This is a genomic window from Deltaproteobacteria bacterium (assembly GCA_022340465.1).
Classification (GTDB): Bacteria; Desulfobacterota; Desulfobacteria; order Desulfobacterales; family B30-G6; genus JAJDNW01.
This window is the reverse complement of the sequence record JAJDNW010000020.1, coordinates 1-13,691: the sequence shown is the minus strand read 5'-3', so window position 1 is coordinate 13,691 and position 13,691 is coordinate 1. Positions and strand designations below refer to the sequence as shown.

At 56.7% G+C, this 13,691-nt stretch carries 8 protein-coding genes; 6 read left to right on the top strand and 2 right to left on the bottom strand.

What is annotated here, in order from left to right; translation table 11 throughout:
• The first annotated feature begins 21 nt into the window (after window positions 1-21).
• Window positions 22-2,070 (top strand): hypothetical protein, encoded by a 2,049-nt coding sequence (locus tag LJE94_03145; GenBank protein MCG6909105.1) that lies wholly within the window; start codon window positions 22-24, stop codon window positions 2,068-2,070.
• 143 nt (window positions 2,071-2,213) lie between these two features.
• Here the strand turns inward: LJE94_03145 and LJE94_03140 are convergent, their stop codons facing one another.
• Window positions 2,214-2,975 carry a 1-acyl-sn-glycerol-3-phosphate acyltransferase gene (locus LJE94_03140; GenBank protein MCG6909104.1) on the bottom strand — a complete coding sequence of 254 codons (762 nt, stop codon included), beginning with the start codon at window positions 2,973-2,975 and terminating at the stop codon, window positions 2,214-2,216.
• A 208-nt stretch (window positions 2,976-3,183) separates the two neighbouring features.
• On the opposite strand from LJE94_03140, the gene LJE94_03135 reads away from it, so the two are divergent.
• The 5 genes from LJE94_03135 (at window position 3,184) to LJE94_03115 (ending at window position 12,845) form a co-directional block, all read left to right on the top strand.
• Entirely contained in the window at window positions 3,184-4,434 is a 1,251-nt protein-coding gene (locus tag LJE94_03135) for an MFS transporter (protein ID MCG6909103.1), read from the top strand.
• A gap of 61 nt (window positions 4,435-4,495) precedes the next feature.
• Window positions 4,496-5,968, top strand: coding sequence for an amidase (locus LJE94_03130; GenBank protein MCG6909102.1), 1,473 nt, complete (start codon window positions 4,496-4,498; stop codon window positions 5,966-5,968).
• Between the two features lie 211 nt (window positions 5,969-6,179).
• Complete coding sequence (locus LJE94_03125; protein ID MCG6909101.1) at window positions 6,180-10,364, top strand: pyruvate, phosphate dikinase; 4,185 nt, start codon at window positions 6,180-6,182, stop codon at window positions 10,362-10,364.
• Between the two features lie 160 nt (window positions 10,365-10,524).
• Window positions 10,525-11,772 (top strand): glyceraldehyde-3-phosphate dehydrogenase, encoded by a 1,248-nt coding sequence (locus tag LJE94_03120; GenBank protein MCG6909100.1) that lies wholly within the window; start codon window positions 10,525-10,527, stop codon window positions 11,770-11,772.
• Window positions 11,773-11,855: 83 nt separating this feature from the next.
• Entirely contained in the window at window positions 11,856-12,845 is a 990-nt protein-coding gene (locus LJE94_03115) for a 2-hydroxyacid dehydrogenase (GenBank protein ID MCG6909099.1), read from the top strand.
• Here LJE94_03115 and rsmA read toward each other — a convergent pair.
• Entirely contained in the window at window positions 12,827-13,654 is an 828-nt protein-coding gene (gene rsmA, locus LJE94_03110; protein ID MCG6909098.1) for a 16S rRNA (adenine(1518)-N(6)/adenine(1519)-N(6))-dimethyltransferase RsmA, read from the bottom strand. The two genes, LJE94_03115 and rsmA, sit on opposite strands and share 19 nt — an antisense overlap.
• Window positions 13,655-13,691 lie beyond the last annotated feature (37 nt).

Genomic DNA, 13,691 nt, shown 5'->3' with positions numbered 1-13,691 from the left:
TCGAGAATCGATGGGGGCACTATGCAGCCGAAAAATAGACTTGTGGCTTTCGTTGTCACGACAGTGGCGTTTTGCAGTTTATTCATGGTCAATCACGTGGCCGGCGAGGAGTGGACTGCCATGGGATCGGTTCCGACGACAGAAACATTGTATGCTGTCTGGGGTACCTCGGGGAGCGATGTTTTTGCGGCAGGAGGGCTGGAGACCATCCTTCATTTTAACGGCAGCAGTTGGGTGGAGCAGAACGTCGTTGCCAATGGTGTCGTTTTGAGGGATGTCCGGGGCAATTCCGGCAGCAATGTCTATGCCGTGGGTGGCAATGGAACCATATATCACTATGATGGCACCTGGTCGCTTGTGAGCGACATTAATACCTCGGCCGACCTGAACGGCGTCTGGGTCAGTGCCAACGGCGAGGTGTTTATTGTCGGCGCTCAACCTCCCACAGGGGGAACCGCCGTTATCCTGCACTATACGGGCAGCAGTTGGGAAGTCCATAGCAGCGGCACCGCCTACACGCTGAATGCCGTCTGGGGCGCTTCCGAAAACGACGTTTTTGCCGTGGGGGAAAACGGTACGATCCTGAAGTATGACGGCAGCACTTGGGCGCCTATGACCAATCCCGGAACTAGCCCGCTTACCGCTGTCTGGGGAAATTCCGCTTCAGATGTCTTCGCCTGTGGGGCGACGAACATATTGCATTATGACGGGAATGCAGGCGACATCTGGACGGCGGAACTTGGGGTGGTTGATTACCCTAACGGCTTATGGGGCACATCGGACAGCGATATATATGCGGTAGGCGGCAGCGACAACAGGGTAATCGAGTATTTTGACGGAAATTCGTGGGGGGTGCAGTACAACCCGAGTGCTTACCCATATGGCGTATGGGGCAGCTCAGCATACAATGTTTTTGTGGTCGGAGGAGGGGGCTTGATTTTGAACAAACGGCTTGAAGCCGGGATGCACCCCCCCGTAAAGCCGACCGGGGTCGCTCCTCCAATCGAAAGCATTTTTTCAGGGGAAAACCCCATAACCCTCAAATCAAGCGCTTTCGACGATCCGGACGGCAGCAGCATACACTATCAGACACAATGGAAAATAATGCGTGCGGATACAGGCGCTGCCGTGAACCCGATCATTTCCACAACCGACTTGACCCAGTACATCATCGGCAGCGTTGGTTTGACGACAGGACTCAAGTATGCCTGGCAGGTCCGGTATGTGGATGACACCGGACTGGCGTCGCCGTGGTCCGACACGTTTTCCTTCAAGGTGGGCACTTCCGAGCCGGACTCCCTCCCGCCGATCGCGGCAGGGGAAGAACTGGGCGACTTCGGCATGGCATCCATCGTACACTGGCCCGACAACCCCGACCCCCGGGCCGTCTTCAACATCGATTACGACCCGGCCAACTACCGCATCGGCACCTATGATGCTGTGCAGGGCAGATACATCGAGTTCGGCAAGGGCTTGAAGATGGAGCCGGGCCGGGCCTACTGGATCCTGGCGCGGGAAGGGTTGACGGTGAACTTCAGCGGCATCCCCGTGAGCAAGGAATTCGACATCGACGTCAAGCTGGGCTACAACCCGACGACACAAAACGGCTGGAACATGGTCGCGCCGCCCAACGACGCCCGCTATTACTGGGGGGATGTGCAGGTCGTCGTTTACGATGCCAACGGCGCGATCATCTTTGGCCCGCAGAGCATCCTGTTCATGGACGGCAACAACCCCTATATCGACCTCAGGATCTGGTGCTGGGAAAACGCCGTATATCACTCATACAACGAGCTCCTGATGGAGCCCTACCAGGGGTACTGGGTAAAAGCACAGGCCGGAAATGTCTTCCTGCGGTTTCCCTATTATTACCAGGCAGAGAGCAGTGCCCTGGAAAAGACTGCGTGGGCTAGGTTGTTGAATAAGGCAAAACAGTGGGCAAGGGATGTGAGGCTGTCGGTAAGGGAAGCCCTGGCCGGCGACGACGCGCCGCCCATGCCAATGGGGGAGTTCGAAGACCGCGTGGATCCTGTGTTTGAAGGGTGTTTTGTAGGATCGGCGGGGCGATGATACCGACCATGATCAAGTTGAAAATCCTGCTTTGGACCGCATATTAGCGGCGGGCGGTCTCGGCGAAGCTCTCGGAGCGAAGAGGGAAGCCGCGTTCCAGAACCCGTTCGCCCCGGTCATCCGAGATGAACGGGGCGAACGGGTTATTCCCAGCAGGCCAGCTTGGCTGCGATGAAATCGATGGTGGAGCGGTGCTCGGTCTTGCCGGCGCCGCTGATGTGGACGGGCTCGCCGAAGCAGACCCTCACCGGCTTGGAGGGGTCGATCCTGCCGAGGTCCTTCACCCATTTTCCTATGCCCCAGGCGTCGGTTTTGACGGCCACGGGTATCACCGGCACCTTGGCCCGTTTGGCGAGCTTGATTCCGAGGGTGTTGAATTTGGCCGGGTCGAAGTCGAGCGCCCGGGTTGTCTGCGGAAATATCAACACGGAAATATTGTTCTTCAGATTGGCGAGGCCCTCCTCCATGACCGTCCTGAAATCCTGCCGCGGATTGGTTCTGCCCACCACAATGGGGTCCAGGCTGCGCAGCACGTGTTTGAATACAGGGTACTGCATCAGGCTGTGTTTCAGCACCACTGTGTATGCCTTGTAAGGCAGGATCAAGCAGGGAAAAATGAAGGTCTCCAGCACGCTCATGTGGTTGGAGACGAAAACGCAGGGGTTTTTCAATTTCGACAGCATGTCCAGATTTTCGACCCTGACGTCGGTTCCCAGGTATTCGAGGGATTTCAAAATGCTGAGGCTGCTGTGAATCCGGTCCCTGGCGGAATAGAGCCCCCTGCGGGCCAGGCGCGAGGCGGCGATTACCGCCCAAACGGCGTTGGAATAGAAGATGAATCCGGGCACCTTGCTGGCCAGCCAGGTGGGCTTTTTTTTAAAAGATATGGTGTCATGCGGCCACATGCATCAGCTTTAGCAAATATCGGGGCAACATGCAAACAGGATGGCGGCAACAAGTTCTTTTTCTTTGCGAAAACATCTGGTATATGGGCGATGGTTGAACCGTGGCTCACGGGCAACTACGTAACCATTATTACTCACTTTGTTAGAGGCGCAGAGCACACAGGGAGTGACCATCCTTGTGTCCTCTGTGCCTTTGTGGTTCAAAAGAATGAAAAAGACGATCGACCAATACTTCAAGCAGAACGCTTTCGGCATATCGAGCGTGGAATTCCTGTGGGGCCTGGGGCTGCCGGTGGTCATCGAGTCGACCTTCCTGCAGCTGTTTCTCAAAAGTTTGGGCGCTTCGAGTTTTGTCATCGGCTTCATTCCGGCCATCTTCTTCGTGGGGTGCTCCGTTTTCGGTCTGCTTGCCAGCTACATTACCTCGGGAATGATCTTCAAGCGCAACGCCGTGATCTGGCTGCACGTCGTGTCGGGTGTCGCCCTCCTTTTTTTCGGCTGTTTTCTGTTTTTGTTCGGCAAGATTCCGGCCATTCTTCTCGTGTTCTTCATCTCCTATGCGGTGTTTTCCGTATGCATCGGCATGACCGTACCGGTTTGGCTGAACTATGCCGTGAACATGTTTTCCGCCGAACGAACCGTAATGGGTTTCTCCTACATGATGATTTCCCAGCACGTGGCCCGGTTGATCTGCAGCATTTTCATCGTCAAGTGGGTCGAGAAATATTCCTTCTCGTCGAGGGCATCCGCTTTGATCTTCATCGCGGTGGGGGTTCTGTTCGCTGCGAGTGCCGTACTGTTTCTGTTTACCCGGGAGGTGGCCCGGGACGGGAAAAACAACGACCGCGGTGGGCGGTCCCTCCTGCGGTACACGCTGGATTCCGTGAGAGCTATCCTCAAAAACAGGAATTTTTTATATTTCCTGGCGGGCGATATGGACTACTTCGTGGTGGTGACGGCCATCTCCTTTTACGCCAACTATGCCACCACCTATTGCGGCATCAAACCGGCCATTGCGGCGGGAATGTTCGTGGGGCTGCTCTATCTCGGCGCTATCAGCTGCAACATTCTCCTGGGCTCCATGGGATATCTTAGCCCCCGGGACAAGTACATCTTTTCCAAGATCGCCGCCATCGCCGCCCTCCTGCTTATCGTCGTTTTCAGGGAATACTGGAGCTTTCTGCTGGCCTCCTTTTTGTTCGGTGCCTGCCGGGGCACGCGTTCGATCGTATTCGGACCGACCGTGGGCAGGCTGTCCGGACTGAATGACGCCACCAGTTATTTTGCCGTTGCTCCGCTGCTGACCCTGTTGTTCGCCACCGGCCTTCCCCTCGCTTTCGGGCGGTTTCTGGACAGATTCGCGTGGCTGGAGGGTGATTCCTACCGGATCGTTTTTACGGTTTCGGTGTTCCTGATTGCGGGCACCTTTTTTGCTCTGATGAAGGTCGATTTCGACTGACATCTTGCGCCCGCTTCGCTATTGGGATTTAGGATTTATCTGTGTAAAAGGAGACCTACCCATGCCAAACCCAATCTATCGATCGGCAAGCCGGCTGCTGGCGGATATCCGGAACCGGCGCATCGGCTGTGCGGAGCTGCTGGAGGCGTTTATCGAGCGCATCGAGCGGAAGAACCCCGAAATCAACGCGGTGGTGACCACGGATTACGAAGCGGCCCGGCGGAGAGCCAAGGCGGCGGACGAAGCCCTCGACAGGGGAGAGCAGTGGGGTCCCCTGCACGGGCTGCCCATAACCATAAAGGACACCTTCGAGGTCGCCGGCATGCCCTGCACGGCCGGTTTGCCGGCGCTGGAGTCGTATGTGCCTGCGCAGAACGCGGATGCCGTGCAGTCGCTGGTGGACGCGGGTGCCGTCATCATCGGCAAGACCAACGTGCCCATGGCCGGCAACGATTTCCAGACGTACAACGATGTGTACGGCCAGTCCAACAACCCCTGGGATATCTCGCGTACACCCGGCGGATCCTCCGGCGGGGCCGCCGCCGCCCTGGCAGCGGGTATGGCCGCTTTGGAATTGGGCAGCGACCTCGGCGGGTCTATCCGGCTGCCGGCCCACCTGTGCGGGGTGTTCGGCCACAAATCGAGTTTCAATGTGATTCCCAAGCAGGGGCACATACCCGTACCGCCGGGGGTGTTTCCGCCGGATTACGCCGCCGGCATCGACGTTGGCGTAGTGGGTCCCATGGCAAGGAGTGCCGGGGACCTCGTGGTGGCCATGGATCTTCTTGTCAGACCCGACAGAGCGCAGCGGGCGGCCTGGAAGGTCAACCTTCCCTTGCCTGTTAAAAAGCGTCTGAAAGATTTTCGCATCGGTTTGTGGCTGGACGACCCGTTCTGCCCTGTGGATGCCGCCGTCGGCGATCTCCTACAGCAGCTGGCGGACACGCTCGCCAGAGCCGGCGCCAAGATTGAGGAAAGCAAACCCAACCTGGATTTCCGGCACAGCCACGCCGTCTTCGTATCGCTGTTTTCCGTTGTGGGATCCGCGGACATGCCTCTAAAGATGTATGACCGCCTGGCGGCAGAGGCCGCCGAAACCGGCAAACAGGACAACCATCCCCGCGCGCTGTACATCAAGGGGATCACCCAAAGCCATCGTGACTGGCTCAAGGCGGATCGTGAGCGACAGCAGCTGCGCCGGAAATGGGCCGAATATTTCGAAGATAAGGATGTGCTGCTGTGTCCGTCGGCGCCGGTCACCGCTTTTCCCCATGACCATGGCAAATTTTACGATCGCACGCTCATGGTCAACGGCGAGAAGCGGCCCTATGGCAACACCGTCTACACCTGGTCGGGCCTGGCCGGCGTGGCCTGCCTGCCGGCAACAGCGGTACCCGCAGGCCTCACCGTCGACGGACTGCCGGCCGGCGCCCAGATCGTCGGGCCCTACCTCGGCGACCGCACCACGCTTCAGCTGGCCATGCTGATCGAGGAAGCGGCAGGCGGATTCGTTCCGCCGCCCGAAGCCTCTTAGGCGACTTCACCCTCAGGCGCCTTGACGCTGAAGTCCTCGGGCGTTTGCAACGATGAGGTACTTCAAACCCCGACACCCGGGGGAAATTGGGTTGAATATATGACGGTCCTTTGATAAATTTACATCCGTACCGCTCGATTTTTCGTTCGTGTCTTCGCATGTCGAGCTTTCGTGAATTCAAAGCAAAACCGGTTTATTACGGAGGACCTGTTTGACCATCAAATCCAAAGCGCTGGAAGTCAACATCGCGGATTATCATGTGGATGTGAGCATCGACCCCAAGTACGCGGTGCTGCAGGAAGCCATGTCCAGCTATTACGGCATCATGGAGGGCCTGGGCACCTTTCTGAAGGAACTCTCCCACCCGTATAAAAACTGGCAGTTCATTGTCAACGAAGCCCGCTCCTATTCCCTGGATTACTTTCATCTGTTGAAAGCGCACCCCCAGGGGGATGAGGCCGTGAGACTGTTGATAGGTATTTTTCAGGCGGCCGTCCGGGCCAACATCCCGGTGCAGGCAAAACGGGACGCCGTCGACAACCTGCTGCTGTACCTTCAGAAGATCATCAAAGAGTCAAAAGAGAAGCAGGCAACCTTTGTGCCGGTTCTCATGGATGCTTTCAAAGAGATCCGGCAATACGATCAACCGACGTTTTTTCTTTTTGTCACCAGCTATTACCAGTTGAAAAAGTTGGCCGAGGTATTCCGGGGCAGCCTGGATATCTCGGGCTTGGACCTGACGGAGCTCAACCTCCTTCTGGTGCACAACTTTGAAACCGCCTACGATTTCTGGCTGAAGCAGAAGGACCCCAGCGACTGGTTCGAAGAAGAAGTGGAGATGCTGGATCCCGGCAACAAATGGAAGCAGATATTCAGGGATATTTCCAGAGATCGCATCTTTGCCTGGAAAAAAGGCCTCGACGGCATCGTACGGCGTGAGGACCCGGGTTCGGCCGAGATGCTCGACCAACTGATGGGTTTGGCCGGATACAACCAGATTGCCGACATGTACCGGGGAATGCCTCAAAGACTGCTGGATGCAGGCAGGGACAGCAACAAGGGCAACCAGTGGAAGATGATTTTTCTCTTTCTGATCATGCACATTTCGGAGCTGTCCATCATTCACGAGGAGACCCTGAGGGATATCAACCGGACGCTGACCTGGCTTATCGGCAACGAGACCCACTTTTACATTCGCAAGCTCATGCAGAAAACGTTTTCAATCCTGCAAAAGCAGACCGACGCCTTTCCGGCCACGGCTCTCAACTGCGTACTGACAATGGGCAAGGGGATTTACCAGACCGAGGACAGCGAGCTGGTCAACGACTTCATCGAACACGTCATCGATCTCGGTTTTCAGGCGCCCATGATCACCGGAGTGGGCGATGACTGGCAGGTGATGGTCAACCCGGCGCACATACAGAACATTCGTACCTGGATGGAGCTGATCATATTGGGGCCCAAGCGCTCGGTAAGGCTGATTTCCTGCATGATCATCCACCTGTCGCTGTGCGGCGTGTTCATCAAAGACACGGATCTGTTTCCGCGCGATATCACCCGCATCCTCAACAGCCGCATCGGACAGGTCTACAATCTCCTCAAGCAGCTGGCCAAACTCTTTCCGGTCTATTTCAACGATATCGGTGCGGAAGGCAAGCTGCGCGACATTTCCACCAGATTGGACGAGATCGCTCACAGAAAGGACGAACTCATCCACTTCTTGCGCAAACAGAGCCACGTGGAGAGCAGCAATCTCATTATCGGCTTTATGGAGGCGGCCTTTACCTTTTGGGAAACCCGGGACAAGACGCTGCTCAAGCCGTACGTGCCGCCGGTCATCTATAACCGCATCGAAGATAAAGGCGTGTATGTGGATGGTATGCACCAGACCGTCCGATACCTCAGGCAAAAAGGGGTGTCCCTGCCGGGGGACCTGATCAGCCTTGATGGGGAGAAGATAAAGGCGCTGCTGGATGGCGCTTCCGACCTGCAAAAGGAAGATGTCGAGCGGGTTACCCTGGCCATTTCATTCTACAAACACCTGCATCAGAAGTACAACCTGGACTTTATCGAAATCAACAATCACGTTGCCCGGTTGAAAGCGGAGGCTTTTCCGGGCCTCGATCAGCTGGAGGATGCCCTGAAAGAGCCGGAATTGGATAAGAAGATATTCATGATGCTGGATTATCTCGAGTTTCTGAAATATCTGATCCTCTCGAATGAATCTTTCGAGGTAAAGGAGGACATATACAAAAAAAGACATTTCACGGTGGACATCCCCTCCATGTACGGCAGCTACCACGAAATGAAATTCGATGCGCTGGGGCTGACGTTCCGTCTGGAATCGCTGGTGAACACGCTCTTCGAGGAACTGGTGGACAGAATCGATCTCAGCCTGATTACCAAAGCCACTTTTTTTCAGATTTATGACCGGTTGCTGCTTTTTGACAAGGCACTGCACATCGAGGGCATCCATTCCGTGGAACTGGAACGCCAGCTTGAAATGCTGGCCCATTCCCTCGAGATAAGGGGGTTTACCTTTACCCAATACATCGACATCTTCAAAGGGTTTGCACAGGCGGTCAAAAATATCATCAACGACTACTTTGCCAACGTGCACGGGCAGAACCTGAACACCATTCTGACCAAGCTGCCGCCGGGAGCCATCCTGGGGCGGTTTCTGCCTAAAGACGGGCTGCAGGACAGGGACAAGGCCCGCCACAGGATATCGGAAATTTTCTTCAGAGACAGAATCGCCTTTACCACCGGGCTCCGGCAACTGGACCTTTTCCTCAGCCGGATTCTGAACACGCTTTTCCAGCAGTCCAACAAGCTGCCCAAGGACAAGCTTCATCAGCTGCTTCTGTACGACCCCCACAATGCCATGACCTATATCCACGACGTGGGAAAAAGGGTTTCCGGCATTATCCACCTGGGCAACAAGGGACTGAACATGGCCAAGCTCAAATCGTTCGGCCTCCCGGTGCCCCCGGGCTTCGTCATTACCACCGAAGTCTACCGATGCTGGGATATCATCGAAAGCTACCTGCCCGCAGAGGAAAATTTCAAGGAGCAGGTGACCAGGCACATACACACCATCGAAGGGAAAACCGGGCGCAATTTCGGAGATCCCGGAAACCCGCTTCTGTTTTCCGTGAGGAGCGGCTCCTCCATCTCCCAGCCGGGCATGATGGACACCTTTCTCAATGTGGGGGTCAACGAGGAGATTACCAGGGGGCTGGCGGCCCTTACCGGCAATGAGTGGTTTGCATGGGACAACTACCGGCGTTTCCTGCAGTGCTACGGTATGTCCTTCGGCCTGAAGCGCGATGAATTCGACGCCATTATCAGCGAACTCAAACGGCGGGCAGCGGTCCGGTTCAAACGGGACATGTCCGGCCAGCAGATGCAAAAGGTGGCCATCGCCTATAAACGTCACATCAAGGAAAGCGGAATAGAAGTCCCCGAGGATCCTATGGAGCAGCTGTTTATCACCATTCGCAACGTGCTGGCTTCCTGGGAGTCATCCAAGGCCAGGACCTACCGCAGGATCATGGGTATCTCAGACGACTGGGGGACGGCCGTGACCGTTCAGACCATGGTGTACGGCAATATGTCGGAACAGTCAGGAGCCGGGGTCTTCTTCACGCACAACCCCAGGTGGTCCGGAGACAGCATCAGGCTGTGGGGGGATTTCACTATCGGCAATCAGGGCGAAGATGTGGTTTCCGGGCTGGTCACCACCCTGCCCATCTCCATTACCCAGCAGGACATTGAGATGCGCGAGACGGACATCACCCTGGAAACGGCCTTTCCCGAAATTTACGCCGCCATGAAAAGCTGGGCCGTCGAACTGGTCGAAAAAAGGGAGTGGAGTCCCCAGGAAATGGAGTTTACCTTCGAAGGACCCTCCCCGGGCGATCTGTACCTTTTGCAGACCCGTGACATGGCCATGCGTGAGCGCAAAAAGGAGCTTACCTTCGTCGATCCGGGTCATACGGGTGACGACCGAATGCTGGGGCACGGTATCGGCGTATCGGGTGGTGCCATGAGCGGACGCCTGGTTTTCACGCTCAAGGAGATCGACAACTGGCGGAGCACCGAGCCCGACACCCCCTTGATACTGGTACGCGGCGACACCGTTCCGGACGACATCAGGGAAATATATGCCTCGGACGGCCTGCTGACCGCCCGGGGAGGCGTTACCTCACATGCTGCGGTGGTGGCCCATCGGCTCGGGAAAACCGGGGTGGTCGGGTGCGGCAGCATGCGCTGCGACGAGAAAGAGAAGGTCTGCATTTTTTCGTCGATCAGGCTGGAGTCCGGTGACTACATAAGTATCGACGGTCGCGAGGGGTCGGTTTACAGGGGTATGCTGGAACTCGACGAAGCCTGATTGTTTCGGGCCGGAGTTGCACAAATTCGGCCCGGGACAATCAGTTAACGCGGCTGAGCCGCTCAACTCAGAAGAGAGAAACAGGGATAGACATCAACGTCGAGGTAGGCAGAACCGGCCTGTTGCGGAATGGGTCATGGAGAGGACAAAGGTGGATGCGATGAGTGACAGCAATTTGAAAGTCGGCGTCAACGGTTTCGGACGGATCGGGAAGCTTACGGTGTGGCACCACGTGGCCCGCAAATTTTTCGGGGAGATCGTCGTAAACATAGGACGGCAGTCCGGCACGTCGCTTCAGGACATCGCCCACTATGTGCAGAGAGACTCCACCTACGGCAGGCTGCACACCTACCTGCACGGGCAGAATGCGAAACCGGTCGTGGCCGATATCGACGAAGCCTCCGGCACCATGGTTCTGGACGGTGTGCGCGTAAAATTTTTGCGCTCTCAGCGCAATCCCATCGATATCGGATGGCGGCAGGAGGGCGTGCGGCTGGTAGTGGAAACCACCGGCCAGTTCCTGGACCCGACCCTGTCACCGGAAGACGCCAAGGGATCCATCAGGGGACACCTGGAGGCCGGCGCGGAAAAGGTGATCGCATCGGCGCCTTTTAAGATCAAAGATCAGGGACAAACCATGCCGGAAGATGCCGTGACAACGGTCATGGGTATCAACCATAGCGATTACGACCCCAGACGGCATTGTGTCATCTCCAATGCATCCTGCACCACGACCTGCCTGGCCCACATGATGAAACCCCTGCTGAATGCCTTCGGCCCTAAAAAAATCCTGTCCGCCTCCATGGCAACGGTGCATGCCGCCACGGGATCGCAGGCGGTGCTGGACCGGCTGCCCAAAAGCGGTAAAACCGATCTGAGAAAAAACCGCAGCATCATGAACAACATCATCCTGACGACAACGGGTGCGGCCAAGGCGCTTAGTCTGGTCATACCGGCCATGGAGCAGATCGGTTTCATCGCAGAGTCCGTTCGGGTCCCCACAGCCAGCGGATCGCTCATCATTCTGGTGGTCAACCTTCAGGAGGAGCTGGCCACGGAACCGATATCCCGGGAGTATATCAACAACATATACAAGCGTGCCGCCGACGTCGACCCCAATGGCTACCTTTACTACTCGGACCAGCAGAACGTATCGGGGGACATCGTCGGGTTTCCCAAGGCGGCCGCTATTATCGAGGGCAACGAGACCCACCGCAGGACAGCTGAAGTGACCATAGATCTCGAGAAAGTGCCGGGAATCGACAGGGAAATCGTTGCCACGCTCAACAAGACCATTCTGAGAGTACCGGTAACCCAGACGGTCATCTACGGCTGGTATGACAACGAAATGGGCAGCTACGTGCAAATGCTCGGTGACCGGACGGTGTCCGTGGCCGAAGACCTTTAGTGGTTTAGCAAGTTACTTGGGTTAGCTGGTGTAACGCGACAAACTCAATGAACTTATCAAGAGCAACGAACCCAACAAACACCATGAATACAACAGCCGTCACCTTCAAACCTGAAGCCTCGGAAATGCAGGCCCTCGAGTCCGTTTTGGACGGCCTTACGGAGATCCGATGTATTGCCGGTATCGAATCCGCCCGCAGGCTGGATCTATTGAAGGCCGCGGATATCGTTATCTCCAAGCGTTTTTCGGGGAAAGAGGTGGGCCTTCCAGAAGTTTCGGCGCTTGAACGCGTGCGGCTGGTTCAACTGGTTTTTGCCGGTGCCGACCAAGTTCCCTATGAATCGCTGCCCGAAAACGCGATGGTGGCAGGCAATGCCGGAGCATTTGCCGGCCCCCTGGCAGAGCACGTTCTGGGGATGGTGCTATGCCTGGCCAAAAAACTTCTGAACGGTCACGAAGCTCTGGTTAGGGGACGCTTCGAGCATTCAGTGCTCAGCAGGGAATTGCGGGGTTGCACCTGCGCCATCATCGGCATGGGTGGCAACGGCACCGCTATCGCATCTCTGATGAAGGGGCTGGGCATGCGGGTCATGGGCATTAACCGCAGCGGGAAATCCGTCGCCGCGCTCGACTTCATGGGAACTCTTGCCGACATGGACAGGGTTCTGCAGGCGGCGGACGTGGTGGTGCTCACCGTTCCCCTCACCAGGACCACACGGGGCATGATCGGCCGTGACGAGCTGCAGCGCATGAAGCCGGATGCCATTTTGATCAACGTGGCCCGGGGCGCCGTGGTGGAGCAACAGGCCCTTTACGACCACCTGACGGCTGTGCCCACCTTCAGTGCCGGCATCGATACCTGGTGGTCCGAACCCGGAGACCCTCAGGGGTTCAAGGTGGACTACCCGTTTTTCGACCTGCCCAACGTGATCGGCTCTCCCCACAAAGCCGACCGTGTGCCAGCGATGAGGACGAAGGCGGTTAGGGCGGCGGCGGAAAACGTGCGTGATTTCCTGGAGGGAAAGCCCGTCCGGGGGGTGGTGGACAGGGCGGACTATCTATATTCTGCGTAGATAAAGTTGCCGAGGCGTACAAATTCGTCCACGGTAAGGGTTTCGGCACGCCGGACCGGATCGATGCCGACAGTCTCGAGTGCGGCCGCGGCGGCCTGATGGTCAAAACCCGGGATAAATCCCGCCAGGGAATTCCTCAGGGTTTTGCGCCTCTTGGAAAATGCCGCTTTGATGACATTGAAGAAAAAGGATTCGTCGTTTGCCGTGAGGGCAAGATCGGATTTAAATTCGAAGCCCAGAACAAGGGAGTCGATGGTGGGCCTGGGGTAGAACAGGGCTGCCCTGACTTCCATCAACACCCCCACCGTGGCACAATACTGTACCATTACCGAAAGGCGCCCGTAAGTCTTCGAACCCGGGCCCGCCATAATCCGATCGGCCAGTTCCCTCTGGAACATGAGCGCAGCCTTTTTCACGCAGCCCCTTGCCTTGATCACCCGCACCAGGATCTGGGACGAGATGTTGTAGGGCACATTGCCCATGACGATGAGATCCTTTTTTACCGATGCGGCCAGAGACGGGATGTCCAGTTTCAGGATATCCTTTTCCACGACAGTCACGTTTCCACGGCCTGCGGCGGTCAATTCCGTCTTCAACAGGCTCACCAGACGATGGTCCCTTTCGACGGCAATCACCTGTCGGGCTTTTTCCGCTATGGGGCGGGTCAGTGCACCCAAACCCGCACCGATTTCCAGGACCACATCCTCGGCGGCGACCCCTGTTTTATCGACGATGGCGCGGGCCGTGTTCGGGTCGGCCAGGAAGTTTTGACCCAGCTGCTTTTTGGGATGGAGATTCCATGCCTTCATCAGGATGGAAGGGGAGGTCATGCGCTTTTCCCCTCCG